Here is a 26,329-nt window from a genome sequence, read left to right on the forward strand (position 1 = left end):
TTTTTCAAGCAGGGCCTGATTTAGCCGCCGCGGCGCCACTGGGTGGGGGAGACCCCGAACGCGTCCCGGAACGTGCGGCTGAAGTGGGCGGCGTCCAGGAATCCCCAGGCGGCGGCCACGGCGCCCACGGACTTTCCGGCGTGCAGCGGGTCCCGAAGGTCCCGCCGGGCACCGTCCAGGCGCTGGCTCCGGATGAAGCCGGCAACTGTGCTGCCGGACTCGTGGAAGACGTTGTGCAGGTGCCGGGTGGAGATGAAGTGCGCCGCGGCGATTCCCGCCGGTGACAGCAGCGGATCGGAGAGGTTGGCCTCGATGTACTCCCGGATCGACACGGCCAGGAGTGCCTGCGGCTTCATCCTGTCCGGGGAGATGTCCATTTCCGCATGCAGCATGGTGGACACCAGGTCCAGGGCATTCGTGGCCAGCCTGGATCCGCTGGGCCCGTTTAGGACATCCAGGTTCGACGACAGCTGCCGGATGAACTGGCCCACAATGCCGCTGAGGCCGCTGCTGCCCATCCGTACCGCCGCAAGCTGGCCGACGTAATCCGTGGGCAGGGACAGCGCGTCGCAGGGAAACATGAGCACCATGATCCGGGTATGTTCCTCGAAGGCGAGGGTATAGGGCCGGTTGGTGTCGTAGATGGCAAGGTCCCCGGGGTGAAGCACCGCTTCCCGGTTGTCCTGGATCAGCAGGCCCGTTCCCTCCAGCTGCAGGTTCAGCTTGAAGTAGCGCTCGTGGGCCTGGGCGATCAACGCCGGCGTGCGGTGGACCTCGTGGGAGCTGGCGGTGACTTCAACGATGGACATCCGGTCCAGCACCCGCGAACGCATCTGTCCCCGGAAGCCGTCCACGTCGTCGGTCCGCGCTGTGAGGGGCACGAAGGATTCGGCCACCAGGTGCTTCCAGTGGTCGAACGAGCCGGCCACCCTGGAAACAAGGTCCTGCGGTGCATGTCCGGACGTTGCCCGGGTTGGAGCTGTTGCTGGCATGGTGTTCCTCGTTACGTATGCAGCGTGACGTTCCCCCGGCTGTGTCGTGGGACACAGTGAGTCCAGATTAACCCCGGCTCCGTCTTTTTTCAACAGTTGGCGAAAATAAAACTGCGGCTCCGCGCTGGGTAAATTAGGCACGCGCTTCACAGGTGGGCTGCAGCCTCCCGTGGCAGGATCGAGCCATGGACGGAGCAGCTGCCCCCGGGGGCGTCAAGCGGAACTTTAATTCCCCTGCGCACCACTCGCGGCTCAGGATGCTGGTGATGCTGGGCGTGGGCCTGGCTGCCGCCCTGCTGGTGGGCTTTTGGGGCAATTGGGCATACGCACCCGCTCTTGGCTGGGCTGCTGCGTCCGTGACGTACCTGCTGTGGGTGTGGATCGTCATTGGGCGCCTGGGGCCCGCCGCCACCGCGGCCCATGCGTTGCGTGAGGACCCGGGCCGGGTCTTTTCGGATGCGCTGGTGCTAACGGCCACGGTGGCCAGCTTTGCGGGCGTGGGGCTGATCCTGGTGGATGCTTCCAATGCCCAGGGCTACACCAAGGACGCAACCGTGGCCATGGCCCTGGGCAGCATTGCCTTGTCCTGGTTCCTGGTCCACACCCTGTTCACCCTGAGGTATGCGGCCATTTACTACCGGGACGGGACCGGCATTGATTTTAACGAGGAGACCCCTCCCCGGTACGCGGACTTCGCCTACCTGGCCTTCACAGTGGGGATGACGTTCCAGGTGTCCGATACCGACCTCAAAACCAACGCCATCCGTTCCACCGTCCTGCGGCAGGCACTGCTGTCCTACCTCCTTGGTGCGATCGTGCTGGCCACCACCATCAACCTCGTGTCGGGTCTTATCCACTAGCCGCGCCGCCGGGCTGGCGGGACATAGTCTGGGTCCATGGCGGACATCAGAGTCAACTGGCACCGGCGGCACAAGGAAGGGCTCACCCCCGGCGAAAGGGCCGCGGACACCCTCCGGAACGGGATGGGCAGCTGGCCCTTCGTGGGCATCTTTTTGGCTTTCATGATGCTGTGGGCTGCCCTGAACTCCTACGTCCTGGCAACCAGTGCGTGGGACCCCTATCCCTACATCCTCCTGAACCTTTTCCTGTCCATGCTGGCCGGCCTGCAGGGGGCCATCCTGCTGATCGCGGCCAAGCGCCAGGATGCCATTGCCTCGGCGATGGCGCAGCATGACTATGAGACGGACGTGAGGGCGGCGGCGCAGATAGAAATGCTCATGAACATCAATGCCGAACAGTTGAAGCTGCTGCAGGAACTGCGGGACATGAGGAACGGGCCGCCCGCCGAAGGCGCCGGAGCCGAATTCCCCTGAAAACGACAATGGGTGCAGCTCCTGCTGGAGCTGCACCCATTACGCGAGCGTCGATTAATCCTTCTTGAACGCATCCTTGACGTGCTCGCCGGCCTGCTTGAGGTCCGACTTTGCCTGGTCTGTCTGGCCTTCGGCCTTCAGGCTTTCATCGCCTGTGGCGTTTCCGGCAGCTTCCTTGCCCTTGCCGCCGAGCTTCTCTGCTGCGTTGCCAATCTTGTCATCCAAACCCATGGAGATGCTCCTTACAGTTCGTGCTCGCTCCGGTGTGAACCAGAACCTGACCCCTCAATAGTAAGCATACTTTCGAGTATGGCGCTCATTTGCCCGCGGGATTTTTGCCGAGCAGCGCAAGGTAGCCCTCAAGCTGGGCGGCGTGTCCGAAGTCCGTCCTGCCCTCCGGCGCAAGGGCAGCCTCAATCTGCGCGCCGAGGAGCATGTTCAAAAGTTGGCCGGCCAGGACGTGGTCGTCGACGGCGGCGGTCACGTCCCCGCTGTCCCTCGCCTCCGCCAGGTAGCGCCGGATGGCAGCCAGCCATTCGTCCATGGAGCGCTGGTGGATCCCGGCTTTTTCGGCATCGTTGACCGCCCTCTGCCAGAACGGGATAACAATCCGTGCCTCGTTGACGCGCTCCTCATCCAGGGGGAGCACTTCAAGGCAAAAGGCCCGGAGTGCGGCGAGGCCGGACTTGCCCTGCGTGACCTCTGCAATCCGCTGGTTGGTGCGGTTGAACACGTGGCTGAATGCGAACTCCAGCAGTGTGTCCTTGGTGGGGAAGTAGGGTTTCAGTGCGCCGTTGGCGAATCCTGCCTCCATGGCAATCTCCCGCATGGTGGCGCCTTCGAGACCCTGCCGGGCAATGATCCGCCAGGTGGCATCCACCAGTTCCAGGCGCCGCTCGTCATGGTCAACAATCTTGGGCACTGCGGCCACTCCCCGAAAAAATATTGGTCCAGCCTCTTGTGAGCCATGTTACGGACGTTTATTCTCTACAACTATAGAAAATAAACCCAGTGGCCGGAAACGGCCCGGACAAAGGTTCACCCCCATGACGCTTGCCCCAACCGAAACTGTCTCCGCCTTTGGCCTGGCAACCGCCGCCGAAATCCTGCAGGTTCGGGCCATCCTGCAGGCGGAAGGCCACCTGGGCCCGCAGCACAGGATCGCCTACCTTGGCCTGCTCGATCCCGCCCGCGGCGCGGCTCCGGAAACCGCGGACCGCCGCTTCCGTGTGTTCATCCACGACGTCTCCGGCGCGGCCCCCCGCGACGTCATTGTCTCCGCCACGCACCAAAAGGTGGCCTCCGCCGTCGAACTCGACACCGCGGTGACCGGCGAACTGCCGGTCCTGGAGGAGGAATTCGAAGTGGTGGAGTCCCTGCTGGCCACCGATGAACGGTGGCTCAAGGCGCTGGCGGACCGCGGTCTCGCCGTGGAGAAAGTCCGCGTGGCTCCGCTGTCCGCCGGTGTCTTCGAATATGCCGGGGAGAAGGGCCGGCGCATCCTGCGCGGGCTGGCATTCGTCCAGGAGTTCCCGGAGGACAGCGCCTGGGCGCACCCCGTGGACGGCCTGGTGGCCTATGTGGACGTGGTCAGAAAGGAGGTCACCCAGGTGATCGACCTCGGCGTGATGCCCATCCCGGCCGAGCACGGCAACTACACGGATCCGGAACTGACCGGGCCGCTGCGGACCACCCAGAAACCCATCAGCATTACCCAGCCGGAGGGGCCCAGCTTCACGGTGACGGGCGGCAACCACGTGGAGTGGGAAAAGTGGAGCGTGGATGTGGGGTTCGATGTCCGCGAAGGCGTGGTCCTGCACAACCTTGCCTTCCAGGACGGCGGCCGGAAGCGGCCCATCATCAACCGGGCGTCCATCGCCGAGATGGTGGTCCCGTACGGTGACCCGTCACCGGTCCGGTCCTGGCAGAACTACTTCGACACCGGCGAATACCTGGTGGGCCAGTACGCCAACTCCCTGGAACTGGGCTGCGACTGCCTGGGCGAGATCACCTACCTGAGCCCCGTCATCTCCGATGCCTTTGGCAACCCCCGGGAAATCCGCAACGGCATCTGCATGCACGAGGAGGACTGGAGCATCCTCTCCAAGCACTCGGACCTCTGGAGCGGCGTCACCTACACCCGCCGAAACCGGCGCCTGGTCATTTCCTTCTTCACCACCATCGGCAACTACGACTACGGCTTCTACTGGTACCTCTACCTGGACGGCACCATCGAATTCGAGGCCAAGGCCACCGGCATTGTCTTCACGTCTGCCTTCCCCGAGGGCGGCTCGGATAACATTTCGCAGCTGGCACCCGGGCTGGGCGCGCCCTTCCATCAGCACCTCTTCAGTGCCCGGCTGGACATGGCCATCGACGGGTTCACCAACCGCGTGGAGGAGGAGGATGTGGTCCGCCAGCCCATGGGACCCGGCAATGAGCGGGGCAATGCCTTCTCCCGCAGGCGCACCGTCCTGGCCCGTGAATCACAGGGTGTCCGGGAGGCCGACGCGCGCACCGGCCGGACCTGGATCATCTCCAACCCGGACTCCCGGAACCGGCTGGGCGAACCCGTGGGCTACAAGCTGCATTCCCACAATCAGCCCACCCTGCTGGCGGATCCCGGCTCCTCCATCGCCCGCCGGGCCGCGTTCGCCACCAAGGACCTGTGGGTCACCCGCTACGCCGAGGACGAGCGCTACCCCACGGGCGACTTCGTGAACCAGCACGCCGGGGGAGCGGGTCTGCCGGCCTACGTGGCGCAGGACCGCGATATCGACGGGCAGGACATCGTGGTGTGGCACACCTTTGGCCTCACCCACTTCCCCCGCGTGGAGGACTGGCCCATCATGCCCGTGGACACCGTGGGCTTCAAGCTCCGTCCCGAGGGCTTCTTCGACCGCAGCCCGGTGCTGGATGTCCCGGCCAATCCGAACATGCAGGCTGCGGCCTGCCACACCGAGGGCGGCAGCGGTGGCTCCTGCCACTGACCTCCTTGCGCCGGCAGGGAGCACGACGGCGGCAGGACGGGCCGGTGCCAGGGGTCCGGTCCTGCATCCGCGGCTGGTGGCCGTGGTCACCGCCGTCTGCTGCGCGGCACACCTGTGGCTGGCCGCTGCCGGCCGTCATGGGGTGTGGCTGAGTGTACTCATGCTGGCACTCGCCGCCATCTGCATGCCGTGCGCGGTCCACATCTGGCGGCACAACCGCGTGGGCGCCCTGCACCAGGTCACCGCCGCTGCAGTGGCCATGGCCGCCGTGCACGCCGTCCTGCTGCTGGCCGCCGGCGGTGCGGGGCACGCCCATGCCGGCGCCCCGCCGTCGTCCGTTGCCCCTGCGGACGGCGCGGCGGAACTGCTGCTGGTCATCGCACTGGAATTGGCGACAGCCCTGCTGGCCGCCGCGCTGGTGGCACGGCTCCGGCGGGTGCCCGTTTAGCGGGTGCCGCCCGGCCGGAGTCAGCCCGCGGGGACGCCCAGGGGCCGGGCGACGTGCAGCCGCTCATGCTCCACCAGCCATTGGATGGATTCGAAGACGGCCTGCTCCGGCTCATACCGGGGCGCATAACCCAGCACGGACGCGGCCTTTTCAATGCTGAAGCAGTGGCTGCGGTAGAGGTGGCCCCAGCTGGACTCGGCGTAGTCCCGGGAGGTGTTTTCGCGGAAGCGGTCCCACGTCACCGTCTCCAGCACGGCGGCGTGCCCGAACCAGGCGGCCGCGATGTCCGCGTAGCCACGCACGGTCAGGGCCGTCGGGGCCACGATGTTGAAGTCCTCGCCGGCGGCCGCCTCCCGCTGCGCGATGGCCTTTTCGAAAGCCTGGGCGACGTCGTCGGCATGCACGTGGTGCATCAGTTCCGCGCCGCTGCCGGGGATCCGGAGGGGTTGGCCGGCGGAGAGCGTCTGCCAGACGGACGGATCCAGGTTTCCGAGCGGGCCAACGGGGTGCCACCCCGGACCGACGATGTGGCCGGGGTGCAGCGACGTGGTTGCCAGGCCTCCGCTGGCGGTCTCTTCCTTGAGCATCAACGCGATCCGGTTCTTCTGGATGCCGTAGTCGCCAAAGGGTGCTGCGGCGGAATCCGAACCTTCCCGGATGGGCAGCTTCAGGCTTTGCCCGTAGCGCCAGATGGAGCCGCAGTGCAGCAGGTGCCCCACCTCGCCGCGCAACCGGTGCACCAGCGCCGCCGCAGATTCGAGGGTGAAGCAGACCAGGTCCACCACGGCATCCGGCTTGAGCGCGGACACCCGCTCGGCGAACGTTCCGTCCCGGTCTTCCTCCTGCCGGTCCGCGGTGACCTGGTGGACCTGTTGCCATTCGGGCGTGTCCGTGTAGGGGGCGCTGGTGCCGCGGCTGATGTTGGTGACTTCGTGGCCTGCGCGGACCAGCCGGGGGACCAGGAACGAACCGATGTGGCCGCTGCCGCCGATGACGGTGACTTTCATTGCTCTCCGATCGTCGTGTTCCCCTCAACGGTAGGGCCCCGGCGGCAGGAAAGGGAGGTCTGGGGGACCTCCCTTTCCTGCCGGTTCGCCGTGCTTCCGCAGAATCAGGCGGGCTTGGCGTACTCGGCCGCGCTGATGACTTCATACCCAACGAACGTCTCGCCGCCCTCCACCCAGGCGTCGTGCCCGGCCGGGATGGAATAGGCGTCACCGGCGTGGATGGTCTTCTGCGTTCCATCGTTGAGCTGCACCGTCAAGGTGCCGCCGGTGCAGAAGCCCAGATGGTTGTTCTGGCAGCTGTCCGTCTTGACCACCGTCTTCACGGTTTCAGACCAGCGCCAGCCGGGCTCGAAGGTGAACCGGCCAAGGGTGGCGCCGCCAATGCTGACCACATCCACCTGGGTCTTGGGTGGGCGGCGCTTCTCATCGGGCTCGTCGAAAGATTTGGTTGCAAGGTCCGTGACCGTTACTGCGGGCATTTCTGGCTCCTTCATAAGGAGTGGTTATTGAGTTCGTCCGGGGCTGTGTGCGCCGGGAAAGGGGACCGGCAGGGCGGGATGTGCCCGTCCAGAACCTGCCGGTCCCGTGTGCGACGCTCCCAATGTGCTCCCGGACGGACCCGATGTCAATGACGCTTCTCGCAGATCAACCTACTTTTCGCCAGGGCCCAGGTCCGGGGCGCCGGCGAACCCCACCAGCCGTGTGGAGCTGCCGTGCAGTTCCAGGATGGCCAGCTCATTGAGCCCCTGCCGGACGAGCGGCCCGGGTATGTAGAGGGTGCGCTGCGGGCCGCGGCTCCAGTAGCGTCCCAGGTTGACCCCGTTGATAAAGGCGTTGCCCTTGGTCCAGCCGTCGAGCCGGAGGTATCGGTCGCCGGGACCGTCGGCAGCAAACGACCCGAAGGACACGGATGGGCCCGCAACGCCGCCGGAACCTTGGAGTTCCCCGGCTTCCTGCCGGAAGTCACCCAGCGGGGCAAGGTCCACCGGCCGGAGGGCCCAGTCCAGAACCTCTGCGCCATCCAGTAGCGCCGGTGCGATCAGGCCCTTCGCTTCGCCGATCCTGGGCCCGTAGTTGACCCTGCCCTGGTCCTCTACAAGCACCTGCAACAGCCCTTCCCGGGGGATGACGATGGAGCGCTCGCCGAGTTCGCGGCTCAGCGTTCCCAGCGGAAAGCCGTCCAGGAAGAACTGCGCCCGGTCACGTACGTCGGTGAAGGAGAGTACACCGCTGCGGGCAAGGACCTTTTCGTAAAGGAAGAATCCGCGGTATTGGCCGGTGGCTTCGGCGGCTGGAACCGCTCCGGCCACCACCTGGGCCGGACTGCCCAGCCATGAGACATCCAGCAGCGGTACGCTTTCCGTCAATTCCACCCCGGCCTGGGCGGCAACAGGCCGGCGGCCTGGTACTTCGGCCGGAACCGGGAAGTGCTTGGCGATGACACTGCGGAACGCGAAGTACTTTTCCGTAGGGAAGCCGTCTTCGGCCAGGGGGGCGTCGTAGTCGTAGGACGTAATGGTGGGCTCGTAGATGCCCTTGTCATTGGCGCCGTTGGTGAAACCGAAATTGGTGCCGCCGTGGAACATGTAGATGTTTACCGATGCCCCGGCGGACAGCAGGGCGTCCAGTTCCGCTGCAGCGGCGGCAGCATCGGTGGTGTGGTGGTGGGTTCCCCAGTTGTCGAACCAGCCGTTCCAGAACTCGGCGCACATCAACGGCCCCGTGGGCTGCCGCTCCCGCAGGAAGGCCAGCCGTTCATCCGCCCTCGAGCCAAAGGTGCCGGTCTTGTGCAGCCCGGGGAGCGAACCGTCCTCGATCATGGTGCCGAAAGGCTGGTCACAGGTGAACAACGGCACCTCCACGCCCGCCCGCTTGGCAACGTCCACGAGGTGCTGGAGGTATTCCTTGTCCGCGCCGTAGGCTCCGTACTCGTTTTCTATCTGGAGCAGGATGACGGGACCGCCCGTGGTGACCTGCCGTTCAACCACGATGGGCAGCAGCTGGTCCATGAAGGCATCCACGGCGGCCAGGTAGCCGGGCTCACTGCTGCGCACGCCGATGGTGGGATCCGTGAACAGCCACGCCGGCAGCCCGCCGTTGTCCCATTCTGCACAGATATACGGGCCGGGCCGGACGATGGCACGCATGCCCTCGGCCGCCACGAGGTCCAGGAAGCGGCCAAGGTCCAGGCTGCCATCAGTCCGGAAAACGCCTGGGCTGGGGGCGTGTTCATTCCAGGCCACATACGTTTCGATGGTGTTGAGCCCCATCAGCCGTGCCTTGCGGATCCGGTCTGCCCATGAACCCGGGTGCACCCGGAAGTAGTGGATGGCGCCGGAAAGGATTCGAAACGGCTCGCCGTCCAGGAGGAAGTCGCGCTCGCCGATGGCAAAAGAGGTCAATGGGTATCCTGGGGAGTGCGGAGTGCAGCGGAGAAGGCATAATCGGAGTTGCTCCACACCACGAACAGCAGCGGCGCCGGGGCCAGCGCCACGCCGAGGACCGGCTGGAGCAGGGCGGCGGCAGCGATGATTCCCAGAAGCACCAGCATGGCCAGGCTCAGGTACCAGCGCTGCACGGACACGTATAAAGCGGCCTTGACCAGGCCCTTGAGGCCGGCGGCCGGGAAGAGTGCGACGCCGGCAACCGCCATCACGGCAACGGCCACCGTTAGGGCTGCGGCCACCGCGATCACCGGCACCAGCAGCGCCGCGGCCGGCATGGACTGGACGATGGCCAGGTCCACGCCAAGGAACAGCAGTGCCGCCACGGCGGCCAGGCCCAGCAGGGCCGAGCGCCGGAAGCCGTGCCGGTAGCCCCGCAGGAAGGAGGCGACCGGCTTGACCGCAATACCGTCGTCGTTCAATGCCTTGAAGGCGGCGAACAGGCCGGAGAGAGACGGCGGGACGGTGGCCGAAAGTGCCAGGAAGAACGGCCATGCGGCAACAGGGTCCGCTACCAGGGCCAGGCACAGCACCAGCGGGGCGTTGGCCGCAGCCATCAGCACGTTCCCGGCCAGGAACGTATAAACGAACCCGAAGATGCTCCCAAAGGTGTCAAACCCGGGACTCGGAATCCGCCCGGCCAGTCCGCGCCGCGGTGCTGCTTGCTCCCGCACTGCACTCAACCCTTCATGCCGCTCGTTGCGATGCCTTGGATGAAGTACCGCTGGCCAACCAGGAAGATCGCCAGGATGGGGATCACCGAGATGACCGAGCCGGTCATGATCATTGCGTACTCCGCGTCGAACTGTCCTACGAATGAACGCAGTCCCAGCTGGACCGTCCAGAGCCGGTTGGACGTGAGGTAGATGAACGGCCCCATGTAGTCATTCCAGGTGTTCACGAACGTCAGCAGTGCCAGGCTGGCGAGCGCCGGCTTGGACAGCGGCAGGATCACCCGCGCCCAGATGCCGTACTCGCTCAGGCCGTCAATCCGGGCGGCCTCGCACAGTTCATCCGGGATGGTCATGTAGTACTGGCGCATCAGGAACACGCCGAACGCGCCGAACGCCTGCAGCAGGATCAGGGCGTTAAAGCTGTTGGTGAGCCCCAGGTTCTGCATCATGATGTACTGCGGCACCATGTAGGCCTGCCACGGCACAGCGATGGTGCCGATGTAGGCCAGGAACAGGACATCCCTGCCTGGGAAGCGGACCTTCGAGAACCCGTAGGCGGCCAGGGAACCCGTCAGCACCTGCAGGCACGTGATGATCACGGCCAGGTACAGCGAATTCTGCAAGTAGCCCATCATGGGAATGCGGGTCCAGATGTCCGTGTAGTTGCTCCACACGAATTCGCTGGGAATCCACTGGATGGGAACCGTGAGGACCTGGTTGTTCTCCTTCAGCGACGAGGAGACCATCCAGATAAACGGCACCATGAGTGCCACCACCAGGACGGCGAGGACGGAATAGATGACCAGGTCACTGGTGCGCTTTTCCCGCTCCCGGGTCGAGCGTCTGCGGTCAATCCGACGGCGGTCTTCCGTGGCAGGTGCCAGGCCGGCGAGGGGAGCTTCGGTCTTGAGGTCTTCGGCCATGTTGGTCATCAGCGTTCCCTCCGCTGTTGGATCTTGAACTGCAGGACGGTGACCGTCAGGACGATGAGGAACAGCACCAGGGAGATGGCGGACGAGTAGCCGAACTTTCCTTCACCGATGCCTTCCTGGTAGATGAGCTGGGACAGCACGGTGGTGGAGCGTCCCGGTCCGCCGTTGGTCATGACCACGATCAGGTCGAAGACCTTGAAGCTGGAGACTGTCAGCATGACCACCACGAAGAAGGTGGTGGGCCGCAGGGACGGGATGGTGACGTTCCAGAAGCGCTGCCACGCACTGGCGCCGTCCACCTCTGCCGCTTCATACAGTTCGGTAGGGATGGCCTGCAGCCCGGCCAGGTACAGGACCATGTAATAGCCCATATCCCGCCAGACGCTGGTGATGATGACTGCGGGCAGTGCCCAGTCGGAGCTGGAGGTCCAGCCCGGCGCATTGGCGATGCCAATGGCGTGCAGGAACTGGTTGATGGGGCCGTTGTCCGGGCTGAACAGCATGTTCCAGACCACTGCCACCGCCACCAGGGAGGTGATGTAGGGGAAGAAGATGGCCACCCGGAAGAAGCCAATGCCCTTGAGTTTGCGGTTCAGCAGCATGGCCAGCAGAAGGGCCAGGGCCATGGTGAGCGGAACGTGCCCGATGGCGTAGACCACGGTGTTCCGCAGTGCCACCCAGAAGGAATCGCTGGCGAACATCCGCTGGAAGTTGGCCAACCCCACCCATTTGGGGGCGGTGAAGGAGGTCCACTCCATGAAGGAGAGGGCGAATGCTGCCAGCACCGGAATGAGCGTGAAGGCCAGGAACCCCAGGAAGTTTGGCAGGATGAACGTCCAGCCGATCAGGGTGTTGCGCCTGGCCTGCTTCCGGTTGCCCCGGCCGGCGGCCGGGGCAACCTTCGAAGGAATGGTTTCAGTAGTCATGCTGCTGTTACTGACCGAGGACTTCGCTCTTGACGCGCTTGCCCATCTCGGCAATAGCGTCGTCCACCGGGCGTTCACCCACCATGATGAGGTCGTGCTCCTGGTTCAGGACCTTGTCTGTCGCAGCGGACTTGTCGCTGACCGGCATTTCCAGGGCAATCTGGTCCGGGGTGAAGGCCTTCTTGGACAGGTCGTCCGTGGGCATCCCCTCGAGCTTGAAGTAGGCGTCCTTGACGGCATCGTTCTGCAGGGCCGGAACAACGCCGATCCTGGAGATCGCCTTGGCGCCCTCCTCACCGGCTGCCCATTCAATGAACTTCCTTGCCTCGTCCGAGTGCGCAGCGTTCTTGTTTACGGCGAAAGCCGTGGGGGAGCCGAACGTGGTAACCTTCCCGCCCTCGCTCTTCTGGGGCATGGGAGCCAGGCCCCAGTTTACGTTCGTCTTTCCGTCCTTCTTAGCCTGCAAAACTCCTGCGATGTACCAGGTGCCCATGGGCATCATGGCAGCCTGCCCACTTTCAAACATGGTGCGGTAGCTGGTCTTCTGGCTCTTGGCCGTCCCGAAATCCAGTGTGGCGCCGCTCTTCTGGAGGTCCAGTGCGGTGTTGTACTGGTCCTTGAAGAAGCTGTAGTCGCCGCTGTTCTGGTCGGCGTTGTTCTGTGCGGCGGCGATGGCCTGCACCACGGAACGCCAAATGTGGTGGTAGGTGCCGTACACCTTCTTGCCGCCCGCTTCGGTGGTGAGTTTCTTGGCAAGCGCGGTGTACTCGTCCCAGGTCAGGTCCGCCGGGTTCTCCACGCCGGCGGCCTTGAGCAGGTCCTTGTTGTAGTACAGCAGCCAGAAGTCCTGCCGGTACGGCGCGGCGAAGTACTTGCCGTTGATATCGAACGCATCAATGCCGGCCAGGTTGTCCTTGCCCACCTTGTCCACCACAGTGTTTATTTCCTGCAGCTGGCCGTTGTTGGCGTAGCGCGCGTAATCAATGACGTTCTTCATGGTCAGGACGTCCGTGGTGTCGCCGCCGGCCAGCATGGTGGTGACCTTCTGGGGGTAGTCGTCCGCCAGGATGTCCACGGGTTCAATGTCCACCTTGGGGTTGGCGGCCTCGTAGCTGTCGAACAGTGCCTTGAATTCGGGGGTGCCTTCGTAGTTCCACACGGACACGGTAAGGCGGGTCTTTCCGTCCTGGCCTTGGGGTTCGGCCGGGCCGGCTGCCCCGGCGCAGCCGGTGAGTCCAAGGCCGGCAGTCACTGCCAGGGCGATGGCGGCGAGGGTTGTGCGCTTCATTGCGGTCTCCTTACTAGGTTTTCAAATGGGCCGCGGGCTGCGGCGGTTACGTTGTCAGGCGCTGAGTGAAAGGTCCGCGGACACCACTTGCGCGGCCAGCTGTTGTCCGGTGAGGTACCGTTCGAGGTCGTTCAGGGCGGCGTCGGACATGCGGCGGGTTTCGGTGCCCAGCGACCCTGCAATGTGGGGGGTGATCTGGACATTCGGGAGGTCGTACAGCACCGAATCCGCCGACAGCGGTTCGGGCTCAGTCACGTCCAGCAGGGCCTGGATGCGCCCGGTAGCGCACTCGGCTTCGAGGGCCTTCGTGTCCACGAGTGAGCCCCTGGCCGTGTTGATCAGCGTTGCGTTGTCCTTCATGGCCCGTAGTTCGGCCGCGCCGATCATGTGTTTGGTCTCGGGTAGGGCAGGTGCATGCACCGTCACCACGTCCGATGCGGCCATCAACTCCGGGAGGGACACCAGCTGCCCTCCCTCCGCGGCCACGGCGGCGGGATCCGCGTAGGGATCGCTGACTAGGCAACGGACATCCTGCAGTTGCTGGACCAGGTGCACTACCCGGCGTCCAATGCGGGAGAACCCGATGACGCCAATGACCCGTCCAATGTTGCCCAGCTCACCCCGTTTCGTGGTGTAGTTCCAGTCGTCCCGGAAGACCCGGGCATCATTGGCCAGCACGTGTGCCTTCTTTCCAGCCAGCACGATGGACGCAAAGGTGAACTCCGCTACCGGGATGGCATTGGCGTCTGCCCCGTTGGTCACCAGGATGCCCCGCTCCCACAGTTCCGGAGTGACAAAGCTGCGCACGGTGCCTGCGCAATGGAATATTGCACGAAGCTTTGGCATGCGTGCGAGGGCGGCACCGTCGAGCCGCGGCACGCCCCAGCTCGTCAGCAGGATTTCAACATCGGCCAGGCGCCCGGCAAGCGCAGGCCGGTCAAGGGACGCGGTCCAGGGTTCCGGGCCGAGATCTACCAGGCGCGCCAAACGGTCAAGCCGTGTGGAATCGAACTGGTCAGCAAATGTTTTCTGGTTCATGACCAGCAGGGCCTTGGGTTTCCGCGCCACTCGGGCCTCCTTTCCTCCGTGAAGTGAAATGCGGGAATCCGCGTTCCATGTCTTGCATCACATCTAACAATCAGTAGATACTCATGAACAAGACAGAACATTCAACATGGTCATGGTCGTCCTAAAACGATCGTATTCGAACAAGAGAACCGGTTTCTGCATGACAACCACCACAGGCCATTCCGACGCGGAGCGTCCGGCACCGCTCATCTCCGCATGGTGCCAGGCCGCCACCGCTGCGGAGTTGGTCACGTCACTTCAGGGCGCAACTAAGCGACTGTCCGTCCCGCCCGCTGAGGCGTCCGCATGGAGTGCAGTTCCGGCTGACGCCCTACGCATGATCAGGGAGCAGGCCGGCACGGAACGGGGAACTCCGTGGCCGCAGCCCCTGGTGTCCCATTACGCGCGCTTCTTCCGCGACGGGAACCGTACCGCGTACGAAAGCCTGGTGCGTGCACGGCAGCAAAGGCTCACCCGCGCGGTGGTCATGGCCCTGACGTCAGCGGACCGTGAGGCCACCGACCTCTGGCTCGACGAATCTATCGACGGTGCCTATCTCCTGTGCGAACAGAGTTCCTGGAGCTGGGCGGCCCACGATGATGTCTACAGCCGCTCTGGAGAAGTTGTCCCGGACCTGGCCCGGCCCTTCCTGGACCTGGGCGCCGGCGAGGTGGCTGCCCAGCTGGGCTGGCTGGACCACGTGCTGGGCAGTGAACTCGACGCGCGAGCCCCTGGCCTGCGGCGGCGCCTGCGCGATGAGGCGGCTGCACGCGTCTTCCAGCCGTTCCTTGAACGGCTGGACTGGCACTGGCTGGGCCTGGACGGGGACGTCCACAACTGGAACCCGTGGATCCACTCGAACCTGGGCGCCGCCGCACTGTTCCTGGTGGAGGATCCCCACCTCCAGGCACGGATCATGGAACGGTGCATCGAGGGCCTGGACCGCTTCCTGGCCTCAATCCCGGTTGACGGCGCCATCGATGAAGGATTCGCCTACTGGTGGAACGGCGCGGGGCGGGCGCTGGAGGGGCTCAAGCTGCTGGAGGAGGCCACCGGAGGAGCCGTCGACGCCGGACTGCCAGTCGTCCGTGAACTGGTGGCCTTCCCGCACCGCATGCACATCGGAGGTTCCTGGTTCCTGAACGTGGCAGACGGGCCGGCGCGGGCGGCGGACGCCCTCCCCTGGGACATGCTGCACGGCTGGGCGGACCGGCTGGGGGACCAGGATGCAGCGAACCATGCCGCGTCGATGCTCGCCCGGGAGCCGGATGCCGCTGCCGGGCTGGGCCGCGTCCTGCACTCGCTCCTCGCCACCTCACCGAGGCCCGCAGGGATCCCGCCACTGGTTTCCTTCAGCTATCTCCCGTCCGTCCAGATCATGGTGGCCCGCCAGAAGGCCGGGTCTACGGAGGGGCTGCTCCTGGGAGCGAAGGGCGGCCACAATGGCGAGCACCATAACCACCAGGATGTGGGTTCTGTGGTGGTGGCGGTGGATGGTGTTCCCCTCCTGGTGGACGCCGGCCAGCCCACCTACACGGCGAAAACCTTCGGCCCGGAGCGCTACGGCATCCGCGCCATGCAGAGCGCATGGCATAGCGTCCCGGCGCCATGGGGGCTTGAGCAGGGCACGGGCAGCGAATTCACCGCCCAGGTCCTTCGGCAGCCCACGGTCCACCAGCCCCGCCTGGAACTTGCCCTCGGCGCAGCCTATGGCCTCGATCCCGGGCAGTGGGTTCGAACTTTCGATCTCGACAGAAACACCGGCCGCGTCACCATCGGGGACCGCTGGGAGCTTCCGGAGTCCGCGGCACCGGGGACGCCCGACGTCGACATCACCTACCTCACGGCCGGTACCCTGCGCCGTGGACCGGACGGGGCGGCCACTGTGCATCCCGCCGGAATCCCCACCGCCGCAATCCCGGGAAAACCATCGGGCCGCGGAGCCGTGCTGCGCTGGGAGCCGGCCACCGCCGTCGTGCTGGTGGATGAATGGCACCTGGATGATCCGCTGCTGGCGGACATCTGGGGACAGTCCCTGACCCGGCTTCGCTTCCGCATGCCCGCAACAACCGGTGCCGACGGCGCATTCACCCTCACCGTGGAGGCAGCATCATGAGTCCTGACCAACCCGCCGAGCCCGCAGGAAAATCCCTCTTCTCGCTTCAGCGCAGGGAGCGGCTCATGGAGGAGCTGCGCGCCCACGGCGCCATCACCGTCCGGGACATCGCCGGCAAGCTGGGCGTCAGTGAACTCACCATCCGCCGCGACGTTAATCTACTGGCAGATGAGGGCCTGGTGTCCCGCGTGCACGGCGGGGCCACGCTTCCCAGCCCGCTGGACCGGACCGCCGCCGGGCGCGCAGTAACCCACAGCTACTCAATCGGCATGGTGGTGCCGTCCCTGGATTACTACTGGCCGCAGGTCATCAGCGGCGCCCGTGCCGAAGCGGAAGAGCAGAACCTGCGGATCATGGTCCGGGGTTCCACATATGACGCCGCGGACAACCGCCGCCAGGTACAGGCCCTGCTGGACACCCAGAACATTGACGGGCTGATCGTGGCACCTGACATGGGAGGGGAACGCGGCCAGGAACTGCTGCGGTGGCTGAACGCGCTTCCCATTCCCGTGGTGCTGGCCGAACGGCGCGCACCCGCAGAAGTCCCCGCCCACCGCCTGGAATGGGCGGCAACGGACCACGCGTTCGGTGCCGGCATGGCCGTGCGCCACTTGTGGCAGGAAGGGCACCGGCGGATCGGCTGCCTGACCGACTCGTCCAGCCCCACCAGCCCGCACGTGGTCCGCGGTTGGCAGCAGGCCCTGGCGGCGCTGAAAATCCCACTCCAGGAAACCGTCCACGAGGATTCGGTCAAGCAGGGGGACGGCGGGCGCAGCGCCCACTTCGATCATGTCCTGGAGCTCTGCCGCAAAACCGGCACCACGGCCATGCTGGTGCATTCAGACACCCAGGCGGTGGCGTTCGTGCAACATTGCGTGGACCGGGGGCTGGCAGTTCCGGGCGACATCGCGGTAGTGGGCTACGACGACGAGGTAGCCTACCTGGCAGAGCCGGCCATCTCTGCCGTCCGTCCGCCCAAGCACTACGTGGGCAAGGTGGCTGTGCAGCTCATGGCAGCTCGGCTTGCCGAGGGGCGCATGCGCCCGGTGCACCGTGTGGAACTCAACCCCGAACTGATCCTGCGGGATTCCTCAATAGGCGCTCCGCGGCTGCCTGCCATGGGCGTACTCGAGGATTCCCGGTGACCGCCCCGCTGGGCGGTGCGCCCACCGCCCTGCTCCTCACCGGCGAGGGACGGTATGCGGATCCGTGGCACCCGTTCGCTGACACCTCGCATGCGTTGGCAGGCCTGTTGCGGGACACGGGCTTCGACGTCGTCATTTCCGGCGATGTTGACGAAGCGCTGGCCGACCTTGCACATGCGGACGCCGCTGGCCTTCCTTCGGTACTGGCCGTGAACGTCGGCCTGCCCCGTGACGGCCGCCCGTCGCCGGGAACGCCGGATGCCTCGGCAGGGCTAGTGCGGTGGCTGGGCTCGGCCCGGCCAATGCTGGTGACCCATTCAAGCTCCACCAGCTTTGTTGACCTGCCTGCCTGGGAGGACGGGCTGGGCGGCCGCTGGGTCAGGGGCACGTCCATGCACCCGGATTATGGGCCGGCTGCCGTCCGTCTCCTTCATGACTCCGGGCCGGTGGTTGCCGGCATCCCGGATTTCGTGCTGCCGGATGAGCGCTACAGCTATCTCAGCACCTGCCCGGACATCACCGTTCACGCCACCCACAGGCACGACGGACGCGACCATCCGCTGATGTGGTCCCTGCACCGGGGGACCGGCACGGGCGGCAGGCGGGGCCGGACCTTCTATGACGCCCTGGGCCACGACGCCGCCTCGTATTCGTCCCCTGAACACCGTGCCATCCTGCTGCGGGCCATCGCCTGGCTCGGTGGCAACTGAGACAACCCAAGGAATCCATGACCACCTCTGCACTCCCTGCTGCCCTGGTCCTTCCGCCACTGGACCGCGAACTCTCCCCGTTCACCGGCTTGACCCGTGAGCACTGGTGCGCCTGCGCCGACCACCTGCTGCGGTCCGCTCACCGTTACGCCACCGGTGATCACGCCAACTTGTACCTGCCCGGCGCCACCAGCAACTATGGCCCTCGCAGCGACTCCCTGGAGGCCTTCGCCAGGACATTCCTGCTGGCGTCTTTCCGGATCGCCGGCAGCCCGGAGGACACCGGATGGCTTGTGGATTGGTACGCGCAGGGGCTTGACGCCGGAACCGACCCGGCCAACCCTGACCGCTGGCCCACGCCGGGGGAGCTGGGCCAGGCGAAGGTGGAAGCCGCCTCGCTCGCGGTGGGCCTGTCGCTTACCCGGGAGCTGCTGTGGGACAAGCTGCCGCAGCGGGTCCAGGAGCAGCTCATTGCCTGGTTCGAGACCGTGATCGGCGGCCAGTACCCGCCCATCAACTGGGTGTGGTTCCAGATCGTCGTGGAGATGTTCCTGGCCAGCGTGGGAGGCCAGTTCTCCAACGCCGACATCGACGCCGGCCTGGCCATCCACGACTCGCTGTACCGGGGCCATGGCTGGTTCGCCGACGGCCCGGAGCGGGCTTACGACCACTATGTGGGCTGGGCATTCCAGGTCTATCCGCAGCTGCTGCAGCTGATGGTACCGGAGGACCCGCGTGTCCAGGCCAGAACTGCTGTTGACGGGGAACGGCTTGCCGATTTCCTTGATGACGCCGTGCATCTGGTGGGGGCTGACGGCGCCCCGCTGGTCCAGGGCCGGAGCCTGATCTACCGGTTTGCGGCGGCTGCGCCCTTCTGGTCAGGGCAGCTCTTGGGCCATACCCGGCTCAGCCCTGGCCTCTCGCGGCGGGCCGCGTCCGGGATCCTGGGCTATTTCCTGGAACGCGGGGCAGTGAACCGCGACGGTTTGCTGACTATCGGGTTCCACGGCGAGTTTCCCGGCATGAAGCAGGCCTACTCCGGGGCCGGCTCGCCCTACTGGGCGGCCAAGGGGATGATGGGCCTGGCCCTGCCGGCAGACCATCCCGTTTGGACCGCGGTGGAGGAGCCGTTGCCGGTGGAGGTTGGAGACACGCAGCGCTTCATTGTTGCGCCGGGCTGGCAGGTGGACGGGACTGTGGCAGACGGCATCGTCCGGGTCCTCAACCATGGGACCGACCACGCCAACCCCGGCGTCCAGGTGGCCGATTCGCCGCTGTATGCCCGCTTGGGCTATTCCACGGCCACCTTTCCGGACTTGGAGCCGGAGTCGCTCGATAACGCGGTGGTCTTCGAAGATGCCGGCGGCCGGCTGACGCACCGCACGGGATTCGAATTCTTGGGGCACTTCACGCTGGACGGTATTCAGGTGGGAGCCTCCCGGACCGCCACCAGCTGGATCGCCATTGATCCCGACTGCGGTCCCGACCACGGCAGCGGCGCCGCCGGGACCGCAACTCCAGGCCCCGAGGCCACAGTGGTGTCCCTGACGCGCGGTGCCGTAGAGCTGCGGCTGGTCCGCGTCCGTGGCGGGTCCAGCCTTGCCGCCAGGATGAGGATCGGCGGGTGGCCCATCGAGGCAGGCTCCGCGCTTGCCTCCGAGGTCAGGCCCGTCCCCTGGGGAGGGAAGCTCGACGACGGCGGAACCTGGGGACGGCAGGCGCCGTACCCTATGGGATCACACCTGACCATCCCCTGGATCGGCACGTCGGGTGGGGTTGCAGACGGCGACTATGCCGCCGTCGTCGGACTGGGCGGGCAAGGCCTGCATGTGGAACTGGACGGCTCGCACGTCCTGCCGGACGGCCGTTTTGCCTTCGTCGACGGCAGCACAGTGGATCCCATCGACGTCTGGGCCCGGCTCGGGCTGTAGCCGTTTGCGCCTACTACTCCTGGAACCACTCCCGGGCAGGGTTGGTCACCGCCGGGGCTGAACGGGCCAGCTCCGGCTGGGCGGCCCACTTCACGCCGTTGGCCAGGACCCGCTGGATCTGCGGGTGGTGGTACACCGGGTACTCCTGGTCGCCGGGGCTGAAGTAGAAGATGCGGCCCTTGCCCCGGGTGAAGGTGACGCCGGAACGGAACACCTCGCCGCCCGCGAAGGAGCTGATGAAGATGAGGTCGTCCGGCTCCGGGATATCGAACAGCTCGCCGTACATCTCCTGTTCGGGGATGACGATGGGACTGTCCACGCCTTCGGCGATGGGATGGGACGGCTTGACGGTCCAGACCAGTTCGCGCCCGCCGTCGTTGCGCCAGGCGAGGGAGCAGCTGGTGCCCAGGAGTTTGGTGAAGATCTTCGCGAAGTGCCCCGAATGGAGCACAATCAGTCCCATGCCGCCAAGCACGTGCCGGTGGACGCGTTCGACGACGGCGTCGCCCACCTCGGCGTGGGCCATATGGCCCCACCAGAGCAGGACGTCCGTCTCCGCAAGCACCTCCTCGTCAAGGCCGTGCTGGTCGTCGGTAGCCAGGACCGCCGTCGTGATGTCAGCGTCCGGGAAGTAGGAACGAAGTCCTGCCGCAATGGCACCGTGGATGCCGTCAGGATAGATCTCCCCGATGTGCGACGGCTCGTTGATGGCCTCGTGGACGCCCTCGTTCCACACCCGGATCCTCAGTTTGCCGTTCATTAGAGACGAACCTCCCTCTGCTCAAGTGCGGACTGGTAGCACGCGTCGATGATCTGTGCACGGTAGAGCGCGAGGGAGCCGTCATGCCCGGCCCAAACGGCGTCGCCGCCGCGCACTGCCGTAACGAAGTCTTCCACTACTGCGTCATGCGCGCGGCCCGGGAGCACAGTTGGCACGTAGTCTGCGGATTCGCCGTCCTTGTCGGTAAACACCCGGAGCTGGCCGACCGGCGGGAAGGGTGCGCCGTGTACCTTGAGCTCCGCGCCGCCGTCGGTGCCGTAAACCGTGAAATCGAGCAGGTCGTCCTGTTCCCGGTAGGTGGCCCAGCCCGCCTCGATCAGCAGTGTGCCGCCGCCCTCAAGCCGGAGGAACGCTGACGCGAAGTCTTCCACCTCGAACGCGTGGCTGGTGGCCTGGGCCGTATACCGGCTGCCGCCGCCCCTGCCCTGCGGGCCAAGCTCCGAGTGGGTGGCGGCGGAGACAGCCAGCACCTTCGGTTCGCCCAGGAGGTGGAGGGCGTAATCCAGCGCGTGCACCCCGATGTCCGCCAGCGGTCCGCCGCCGGCAAGTTCGGGGTTGGTGAACCAGCTTCCCAGCGTCGGGATGCCGGAGCGGCGCAGCCAGGAAGCCTTGGCGTAGTAGGGCCGGCCCAGCCCGCCGTCGTCGATTACCTCCTTCAACGCCTGGATGTCGCCGCGCCGGCGGTGGTTGAAGGCGACGTCCAGGACACGGCCTGCCTTGCGGGAGGCGTCCACCATGGCCTGGCCCTCGACGGCGTTGCGCGCGATGGGCTTTTCGCTCAGCACGTGGATTCCCCGCTCCAGGGCGGCGATGGCGATGGGTGCGTGGAGGAAGGTGGGCACTGCCACACTGATGGCGTCCAGGCCGCCGTGGTCCAGCATCTCTTCCCATCCGGCGAAACCGTTGGGGATGGCGTACTCGGCCTGCAGGGAGTCACGGAGCTCCTGCTCCATCCCGGCCAGCGACACGATGCGGACACCGTCCAGCTCGGAATAGGCCTTGAGGTGCTGCTGGCCGGCCCAGCCAATGCCCACCACGCCCACGCGCAGTTCCGGGTTTCCTCCTGGCGCTGGCGGCTGCTGGACGGGGGTTTGCTGGTTGTTCACGAGGTTCTTTCCTTTTCCGGGCGGCGTTGGGGTGAGGGTCATGGAATCGATTCCAAAATGGTTTGGGGGTGGATCGAAGAGGTTTTGGAATCGATTCCAAAATCCTTTCAGATACTGCCCCGGGGCGTCAACCCCTGTCAGTTCTGTGTGGAATCCCGGATGACGAGCTCGTGCGGGAGGAACGTCCGGCCGCGGCGGTGGGCCGGGCCGGTCATTCGTTCGAGGAGTGCTTCGAAGGCCACGCGGCCCAGGTCGTACGCCGGTTGCCGGATGGTGGTGAGCTCCGGGACGCACATCTCCGCCTGGATGGAATCGTCGAAGCCGGCAACCGCCACATCGTCCGGCACCCGCAGGCCGGCGTCGATGATTTCCCGGACGCAGCCCGCCGCCACCGTGTCGCTGCCGCAGAACACGGCATCGGGCAGGCGGTCCATGGCCAGCAGTTCCCTGGTGAGGCGGCGGCCGGCGTGGAAATCGAAGTCACCGTTGGCGAACAGGCCCTGTTCCGCGGCCAGGCCCGCCTCGGACAGGGCCTCCCGGAACCCCTGTTCGCGCAGCCTGCCGGAGCGGGCAGCCCGGTTGCCGATGATGGCAAGCCGCCGGGCGCCTGTCCCGATGAGGTGCCGCGTAATGTCGTAAGCGGCCTGCCGGTCGTCAATGGATACACCGAACGCTGCCTCGGAATCGACGATCTCGCAGACCTGGACAACGCTCAGCTGCTCAGCCAGCGCTTCAACGTCGCCGTCCGGCATGGTGGGGGAAAACAGGATCAATCCGTCCACGGACCCGTTGCGCAGCATATCCACGAGCTGCTGTTCCCGCTCGAGGTCGCCGGACGTCGGGGCGATCAGGCTGACATAGCCGGACAAGGCCGCGGCGTCACCGAAGCCACGGAACGCTTCGCTGATGACGGGGGACTCGAGGTTTTTCGAGAGCGCCAGGATGCGCATGGTGCGGTCGCGGCGCAGGTCGCGTGCGGAGGCGAGCGGGCGGTAGTTGAGCTGCCGGATGGCACCGGCCACCTTTTCCCTGCTTGACGCGCTCACGGCCGGGCTTCCATTCAGCACGCGCGATACCGTGCCGACGGACACTCCCGCCGTTTTGGCGACGTCCTGCACAGTTGCTCGAGCCATTCCGATTCGTCCTTCCGCGGCCACTGGCCGAAGCCGCCCTCCACCCGGTGGTTGCGATTTTCAGCTTAGCCGCCGTTGCGGGTGCGGCGGGCCGGCTGCTGCGGCCCCATCATGCCCATCCCTTCCCGTCGGCTGAAACATGCATTTAACCTTCCTGTCCGACGCACGAAATCACTCCTTGGCTAATCTGGTGCAACAAGGTTTACTGATAGCTAACGCCAACCCTGACAGGAATGTTTCGATGACGAGTGTCGCAACCCCTGCTGTGACCCCAATGCCAGAAGGCGGGCTGAAGGCGCCCGCGCCGGCCGAAGAACCAACCATCTCCCTGGCCGATATTGCGCGTGCCCACAACGTCCGCTTCCTGCTGGCCACGTTCGTGGACATGACCGGGAAGCCCTGCGCCAAGCTGGTCCCGGTGGAGGCCGCGGCTGAACTCGAGGACGGCGCCATGGGGTTCGCGGGCTATGCCGCGGGCCTGATGGGGCAGAAGCCGCAGGACCCGGACCTGATCGCTGTTCCCGATCTGGCGTCCTTCACCCCGGTCCCCTTCATCAAGGAAGGCCTGGCCATCATCCACTGCGACCCGCATGTGGGCGGGAAGCCCTGGCCCTACGCCCCGCGCGTCATCCTGAAGAACACGTTGGCCGGCCTGGCGGAGAAAGGCATGCAGGCCAAGGTGGGCGCCGAGGTGGAGTACTTCCTGGTGAAGAAAAACGACGACGGGACGCTGAGTACCGCCGACGACAGGGACGATTCGCCCCGCCCCTGCTACGACGCCCGCGGCGTCACCCGGATGTACGACCACCTCACCTCCATTTCGGAGGCGATGAACTCCCTGGGCTGGGGCAACTATGCGAACGATCACGAGGACGCCGCCGGCCAGTTCGAGCAGAACTTCAACTTCACGGACGCGCTGACCACGGCGGACCGCGTGGTGTCCCTCCGCTACATCCTGAATATCCTGGCCGGGCAGCGCGGCATGACCGCCACCTTCATGCCCAAGCCGTTCACCGACCGCACCGGCACCGGCCTGCACTTCCACTTTTCGCTGTGGGCAGGTTCCGATCCGCTGTTCCCCAGTGAGGGAACGGACGACGGCGGCCGCGGCCTCGGGCTTTCCGGCCTGGCTTGTTCGTTCATCGCCGGGATCCTGGAACATGCTCCTGCGCTGCAGGCCTTCCTCGCCCCCACCGTGAACTCCTACAAGCGGACCGGCGCCACCACCAGCTCCTCGGGTGCCACCTGGTCGCCGCGGAAGGCATCCTTCGGCGGGAACGACCGCACCCACATGATCCGGGTGCCGGACAACAAACGGATCGAACTCCGCTCCGGCGACGGCTCCGCCAACCCGTACCTGGCCATCGCCACCGCCCTTGCCGCCGGGCTGGACGGCGTGGAGAAGTCCCTGGATCCGGGCCCGCCGTCCGGGCCGGGAGAGTCCAAACCCGACGCGCATCTCCTTCCGGCCACGCTGCTCCACGCCGTGGAAGCACTGCGGAAGGACCCCGTGATCCTGGCCAGCCTCAGCGGGGATCCTGCCGTCGGCGGCTACTACGCGGACGCCAAGGAAGAGGAATTCCTCAGCTGGCACAACCAGGTCAGCGACTGGGAAATCCGCATGTACCTGACCTCGATTTAGCAACCCACACATCCAAGAAAAGGACTTTCCATGTGCGGAATCGCCGCGCTGCAGCTGCGCAATCCCTCGCTGCACCCCCAAATGGGCGCCCTGCTGTCCTCCATGCTCTGCCAGATCGTGGACCGCGGACCGGACTCGGCCGGCCTGGCCGTCTACAACACCCCGGGCCTGGTTTCCCCCGGAACCTCCACCCTCAGCCTCCTGGGCAAGGACCAGGGAATGACGCCGGCGGCCATCACCGCCGGCGTGGCCGGCCTCCTCCCGCTGGACGCGGCAGCAGCCGTCCGCGTGGTGGGTGACACCACCCTGGTGAGTGCCGGCGTCGGGACGGACCTCCTGGTGAAGGCCGTCGGCGAAACCCTGCCCGCCGCCACCATCATTGGCCGTGGCGAACACGTGGCCGTGATGAAGAGCGTGGGCCATCCCATGGAGATCGCCGCCGAGCACGGACTTGAGGCGATGGCCGGCAGCCAGGGCCTGTCCCACACCCGGATGGCCACCGAGTCAGCCGTCACCGCCGGGGGCTCGCACCCCTTTTCCGTGGCCGACGACCTCTGCCTGGTGCACAACGGCTCCTTCTCCAACCACGCCACCGTCCGCCGGGAACTCAAGCGCGAAGGCGTGGTGTTCGATTCCGAGAATGACACCGAGGTGGGCGCCCGATACGTAGCCTCCCGCCTGCAGCAGGGCGACACCCTCGAGGAAGCCCTGGTGAACCTGGGTAAGGTCCTGGACGGCTTCTACACGCTGGTGGTCACCACGGCGGACAGCATGGCCGTGGTCCGCGACCCCATCGCCTGCAAGCCGGCCATCATCGCCGAAACGGACGACTACGTGGCCATGGCCTCCGAATACCGTGCCCTGGCCGGGCTGCCCGGCATCGACAACGCCCGCATCTTTGAACCGGAACCCGGAAAGGTCTACACATGGTCACTCTGACGGCCCCCGAAACTTTCGCCCCGACGGCCGCCCCCGATGCCGGGCAGGCAGTGGTTGACCTGGCCATCAGCTCTGTCCGGGAACTGAACCAGGCCATCCACGACGCCGAAGACGGCCAGTCCTGGACCGTCACCAACCCCGGCGGGAAGCACAGCCTGGCCGTTGGCATCGACGCGGACATCGCGGTGGCCATCGACGGCCATGCCGGCTACTACGCAGCCGGGATGCACCAAAAGGGGAGCGTGGCCATCAACGGCAATGCCGGCGTCGGGCTGGCGGAAAACATCATGTCCGGGAAGGTCCATGTGACGGGGGATGCGTCCCAGTCCGCCGCGGCCACCGGGCACGGCGGACTGGTGGTCATCGACGGCAACGCCGGAGCCCGCTGCGGGATCTCCATGAAAGGCGTGGACATCGTGGTGGGCGGCAACATCGGCCACATGTCCGCCTTCATGGCCCAGGCCGGCCGGCTGGTGGTCTGCGGCGACGCCGGTGACGCCCTGGGCGACTCCATCTACGAGGCACGGATCTACGTCAAAGGCACGGTGGCCTCCCTCGGCGCGGACTGCGTCGAAAAGCCGCTGCGCGAAGAGCACCTTGCCGAACTGGCAGAACTGCTCGCCGCCGCCGGGCGTACCGACAACCCGGCCGACTTCAAGCGCTACGGCTCAGCCCGGAACCTCTACCACTTCCACGTCGACAACTCGACTGCCTACTAGGAGG

Annotated in this window: 25 protein-coding genes; 11 read left to right on the forward strand and 14 right to left on the reverse strand. The window is 66.0% G+C overall.

Annotated features, from left to right (window positions below; all coding sequences use genetic code 11):
* Positions 1-20: 20 nt before the first annotated feature.
* A complete protein-coding gene (locus tag ACV095_RS01790) occupies positions 21-992 on the reverse strand; it encodes an AraC-like ligand-binding domain-containing protein (protein WP_134165040.1) in 972 nt (323 codons plus the stop codon).
* A gap of 185 nt (positions 993-1,177) precedes the next feature.
* Here ACV095_RS01790 and ACV095_RS01795 point away from each other — a divergent pair, with 185 nt between their 5' ends.
* Positions 1,178-1,852, forward strand: coding sequence for a DUF1345 domain-containing protein (locus tag ACV095_RS01795; RefSeq protein ID WP_478222779.1), 675 nt, complete (start codon positions 1,178-1,180; stop codon positions 1,850-1,852).
* A 36-nt stretch (positions 1,853-1,888) separates the two neighbouring features.
* Positions 1,889-2,326, forward strand: a complete 438-nt coding sequence (locus ACV095_RS01800) for a DUF1003 domain-containing protein (protein WP_018770043.1) — start codon at positions 1,889-1,891, stop codon at positions 2,324-2,326.
* Between the two features lie 54 nt (positions 2,327-2,380).
* Here the strand turns inward: ACV095_RS01800 and ACV095_RS01805 are convergent, their stop codons facing one another.
* Positions 2,381-2,557: a CsbD family protein gene (locus ACV095_RS01805; protein ID WP_018770044.1), complete on the reverse strand. Its 177-nt coding sequence runs from the start codon at positions 2,555-2,557 to the stop codon at positions 2,381-2,383.
* Between the two features lie 85 nt (positions 2,558-2,642).
* The gene (locus ACV095_RS01810; protein WP_056392088.1) at positions 2,643-3,248 is read right to left on the reverse strand and encodes a TetR/AcrR family transcriptional regulator; all 606 of its coding nucleotides are present in this window, start codon (positions 3,246-3,248) and stop codon (positions 2,643-2,645) included.
* Positions 3,249-3,372: 124 nt separating this feature from the next.
* Between ACV095_RS01810 and ACV095_RS01815 the strand changes: the two genes are divergently transcribed.
* Complete coding sequence (locus ACV095_RS01815; RefSeq protein WP_478222780.1) at positions 3,373-5,316, forward strand: primary-amine oxidase; 1,944 nt, start codon at positions 3,373-3,375, stop codon at positions 5,314-5,316.
* Positions 5,300-5,764, forward strand: a complete 465-nt coding sequence (locus tag ACV095_RS01820; RefSeq protein WP_478222781.1) for a hypothetical protein — start codon at positions 5,300-5,302, stop codon at positions 5,762-5,764. The genes ACV095_RS01815 and ACV095_RS01820 overlap by 17 nt, the downstream gene beginning before the upstream one ends.
* A gap of 20 nt (positions 5,765-5,784) precedes the next feature.
* Here ACV095_RS01820 and ACV095_RS01825 read toward each other — a convergent pair whose 3' ends face one another.
* The 8 genes from ACV095_RS01825 to ACV095_RS01860 form a co-directional block, all read right to left on the reverse strand.
* Positions 5,785-6,771, reverse strand: coding sequence for an NAD-dependent epimerase/dehydratase family protein (locus ACV095_RS01825; RefSeq protein WP_478222782.1), 987 nt, complete (start codon positions 6,769-6,771; stop codon positions 5,785-5,787).
* Positions 6,772-6,875: 104 nt separating this feature from the next.
* The gene (locus ACV095_RS01830) at positions 6,876-7,250 is read right to left on the reverse strand and encodes a cupin domain-containing protein (RefSeq protein WP_018770049.1); all 375 of its coding nucleotides are present in this window, start codon (positions 7,248-7,250) and stop codon (positions 6,876-6,878) included.
* A 171-nt stretch (positions 7,251-7,421) separates the two neighbouring features.
* Complete coding sequence (locus ACV095_RS01835) at positions 7,422-9,173, reverse strand: glycoside hydrolase family 35 protein (RefSeq protein WP_056391854.1); 1,752 nt, start codon at positions 9,171-9,173, stop codon at positions 7,422-7,424.
* Positions 9,170-9,889 (reverse strand): hypothetical protein, encoded by a 720-nt coding sequence (locus ACV095_RS01840; protein ID WP_235509809.1) that lies wholly within the window; start codon positions 9,887-9,889, stop codon positions 9,170-9,172. Before ACV095_RS01840 ends, ACV095_RS01835 begins: the two co-directional genes overlap by 4 nt.
* Before the next feature lie 5 nt (positions 9,890-9,894).
* Positions 9,895-10,821 (reverse strand): carbohydrate ABC transporter permease, encoded by a 927-nt coding sequence (locus ACV095_RS01845; protein ID WP_082581756.1) that lies wholly within the window; start codon positions 10,819-10,821, stop codon positions 9,895-9,897.
* Positions 10,821-11,747 carry a carbohydrate ABC transporter permease gene (locus ACV095_RS01850; RefSeq protein WP_056391847.1) on the reverse strand — a complete coding sequence of 309 codons (927 nt, stop codon included), beginning with the start codon at positions 11,745-11,747 and terminating at the stop codon, positions 10,821-10,823. The genes ACV095_RS01845 and ACV095_RS01850 overlap by 1 nt, the downstream gene beginning before the upstream one ends.
* Before the next feature lie 7 nt (positions 11,748-11,754).
* Positions 11,755-13,035 (reverse strand): ABC transporter substrate-binding protein, encoded by a 1,281-nt coding sequence (locus ACV095_RS01855; protein WP_056391844.1) that lies wholly within the window; start codon positions 13,033-13,035, stop codon positions 11,755-11,757.
* Positions 13,036-13,089: 54 nt separating this feature from the next.
* Complete coding sequence (locus tag ACV095_RS01860; RefSeq protein ID WP_134165047.1) at positions 13,090-14,103, reverse strand: hydroxyacid dehydrogenase; 1,014 nt, start codon at positions 14,101-14,103, stop codon at positions 13,090-13,092.
* Positions 14,104-14,263: 160 nt separating this feature from the next.
* Here ACV095_RS01860 and ACV095_RS01865 point away from each other — a divergent pair, with 160 nt between their 5' ends.
* Genes ACV095_RS01865 through ACV095_RS01880 form a run of 4 tightly spaced genes read left to right on the forward strand, consistent with a single transcriptional unit; the run spans position 14,264 to position 20,005 of the window.
* Positions 14,264-16,219, forward strand: coding sequence for a heparinase II/III family protein (locus ACV095_RS01865; RefSeq protein WP_478222783.1), 1,956 nt, complete (start codon positions 14,264-14,266; stop codon positions 16,217-16,219).
* Positions 16,216-17,364, forward strand: a complete 1,149-nt coding sequence (locus tag ACV095_RS01870; protein ID WP_056391843.1) for a LacI family DNA-binding transcriptional regulator — start codon at positions 16,216-16,218, stop codon at positions 17,362-17,364. The genes ACV095_RS01865 and ACV095_RS01870 overlap by 4 nt, the downstream gene beginning before the upstream one ends.
* Positions 17,361-18,074 carry a ThuA domain-containing protein gene (locus tag ACV095_RS01875; RefSeq protein ID WP_478222784.1) on the forward strand — a complete coding sequence of 238 codons (714 nt, stop codon included), beginning with the start codon at positions 17,361-17,363 and terminating at the stop codon, positions 18,072-18,074. The genes ACV095_RS01870 and ACV095_RS01875 overlap by 4 nt, the downstream gene beginning before the upstream one ends.
* A 17-nt stretch (positions 18,075-18,091) precedes the next feature.
* Positions 18,092-20,005, forward strand: a complete 1,914-nt coding sequence (locus tag ACV095_RS01880; protein ID WP_056391834.1) for a DUF2264 domain-containing protein — start codon at positions 18,092-18,094, stop codon at positions 20,003-20,005.
* Positions 20,006-20,018: 13 nt separating this feature from the next.
* Here the strand turns inward: ACV095_RS01880 and ACV095_RS01885 are convergent, their stop codons facing one another.
* The 3 genes from ACV095_RS01885 to ACV095_RS01895 form a co-directional block, all read right to left on the reverse strand.
* Positions 20,019-20,765, reverse strand: a complete 747-nt coding sequence (locus tag ACV095_RS01885) for a ThuA domain-containing protein (protein WP_223992865.1) — start codon at positions 20,763-20,765, stop codon at positions 20,019-20,021.
* The gene (locus ACV095_RS01890; RefSeq protein ID WP_478222785.1) at positions 20,765-21,934 is read right to left on the reverse strand and encodes a Gfo/Idh/MocA family protein; all 1,170 of its coding nucleotides are present in this window, start codon (positions 21,932-21,934) and stop codon (positions 20,765-20,767) included. The genes ACV095_RS01885 and ACV095_RS01890 overlap by 1 nt, the downstream gene beginning before the upstream one ends.
* A 95-nt stretch (positions 21,935-22,029) precedes the next feature.
* A complete protein-coding gene (locus ACV095_RS01895; protein WP_478222786.1) occupies positions 22,030-23,025 on the reverse strand; it encodes a LacI family DNA-binding transcriptional regulator in 996 nt (331 codons plus the stop codon).
* 241 nt (positions 23,026-23,266) lie between these two features.
* Here ACV095_RS01895 and glnT point away from each other — a divergent pair, with 241 nt between their 5' ends.
* The 3 genes from glnT to ACV095_RS01910 are packed head-to-tail and all read left to right on the forward strand — an operon-like array spanning position 23,267 to position 26,325.
* On the forward strand, positions 23,267-24,667 hold the full coding sequence (gene glnT / locus ACV095_RS01900; RefSeq protein ID WP_224084142.1) for a type III glutamate--ammonia ligase: 1,401 nt from the start codon (positions 23,267-23,269) through the stop codon (positions 24,665-24,667).
* Positions 24,668-24,697: 30 nt separating this feature from the next.
* Positions 24,698-25,606 (forward strand): class II glutamine amidotransferase domain-containing protein, encoded by a 909-nt coding sequence (locus tag ACV095_RS01905; protein WP_223992856.1) that lies wholly within the window; start codon positions 24,698-24,700, stop codon positions 25,604-25,606.
* A complete protein-coding gene (locus tag ACV095_RS01910) occupies positions 25,594-26,325 on the forward strand; it encodes a protein glxC (RefSeq protein WP_478222787.1) in 732 nt (243 codons plus the stop codon). The genes ACV095_RS01905 and ACV095_RS01910 overlap by 13 nt, the downstream gene beginning before the upstream one ends.
* The last annotated feature ends 4 nt before the right edge of the window (positions 26,326-26,329 follow it).

The organism is Arthrobacter sp. JDC6 (assembly GCF_056484025.1).

Bases quoted from the DNA above. Each gene is read 5' to 3' on its own strand.
- ACV095_RS01815 (WP_478222780.1), top strand. From the start codon at position 3,373: ATGACGCTTGCCCCAACCGAAACTGTCTCCGCCTTTGGCCTGGCAACC.
- ACV095_RS01885 (WP_223992865.1), bottom strand. From the start codon at position 20,765: ATGAACGGCAAACTGAGGATCCGGGTGTGGAACGAGGGCGTCCACGAG.
- ACV095_RS01805 (WP_018770044.1), bottom strand. From the start codon at position 2,557: ATGGGTTTGGATGACAAGATTGGCAACGCAGCAGAGAAGCTCGGCGGC.
- ACV095_RS01790 (WP_134165040.1), bottom strand. From the start codon at position 992: ATGCCAGCAACAGCTCCAACCCGGGCAACGTCCGGACATGCACCGCAG.
- ACV095_RS01865 (WP_478222783.1), top strand. From the start codon at position 14,264: ATGACAACCACCACAGGCCATTCCGACGCGGAGCGTCCGGCACCGCTC.
- glnT (WP_224084142.1), top strand. From the start codon at position 23,267: ATGACGAGTGTCGCAACCCCTGCTGTGACCCCAATGCCAGAAGGCGGG.
- ACV095_RS01800 (WP_018770043.1), top strand. From the start codon at position 1,889: ATGGCGGACATCAGAGTCAACTGGCACCGGCGGCACAAGGAAGGGCTC.
- ACV095_RS01870 (WP_056391843.1), top strand. From the start codon at position 16,216: ATGAGTCCTGACCAACCCGCCGAGCCCGCAGGAAAATCCCTCTTCTCG.
- ACV095_RS01850 (WP_056391847.1), bottom strand. From the start codon at position 11,747: ATGACTACTGAAACCATTCCTTCGAAGGTTGCCCCGGCCGCCGGCCGG.
- ACV095_RS01890 (WP_478222785.1), bottom strand. From the start codon at position 21,934: ATGACCCTCACCCCAACGCCGCCCGGAAAAGGAAAGAACCTCGTGAAC.
- ACV095_RS01880 (WP_056391834.1), top strand. From the start codon at position 18,092: ATGACCACCTCTGCACTCCCTGCTGCCCTGGTCCTTCCGCCACTGGAC.
- ACV095_RS01895 (WP_478222786.1), bottom strand. From the start codon at position 23,025: ATGGCTCGAGCAACTGTGCAGGACGTCGCCAAAACGGCGGGAGTGTCC.
- ACV095_RS01845 (WP_082581756.1), bottom strand. From the start codon at position 10,821: ATGACCAACATGGCCGAAGACCTCAAGACCGAAGCTCCCCTCGCCGGC.
- ACV095_RS01795 (WP_478222779.1), top strand. From the start codon at position 1,178: ATGGACGGAGCAGCTGCCCCCGGGGGCGTCAAGCGGAACTTTAATTCC.
- ACV095_RS01830 (WP_018770049.1), bottom strand. From the start codon at position 7,250: ATGCCCGCAGTAACGGTCACGGACCTTGCAACCAAATCTTTCGACGAG.
- ACV095_RS01855 (WP_056391844.1), bottom strand. From the start codon at position 13,035: ATGAAGCGCACAACCCTCGCCGCCATCGCCCTGGCAGTGACTGCCGGC.
- ACV095_RS01910 (WP_478222787.1), top strand. From the start codon at position 25,594: ATGGTCACTCTGACGGCCCCCGAAACTTTCGCCCCGACGGCCGCCCCC.
- ACV095_RS01825 (WP_478222782.1), bottom strand. From the start codon at position 6,771: ATGAAAGTCACCGTCATCGGCGGCAGCGGCCACATCGGTTCGTTCCTG.
- ACV095_RS01905 (WP_223992856.1), top strand. From the start codon at position 24,698: ATGTGCGGAATCGCCGCGCTGCAGCTGCGCAATCCCTCGCTGCACCCC.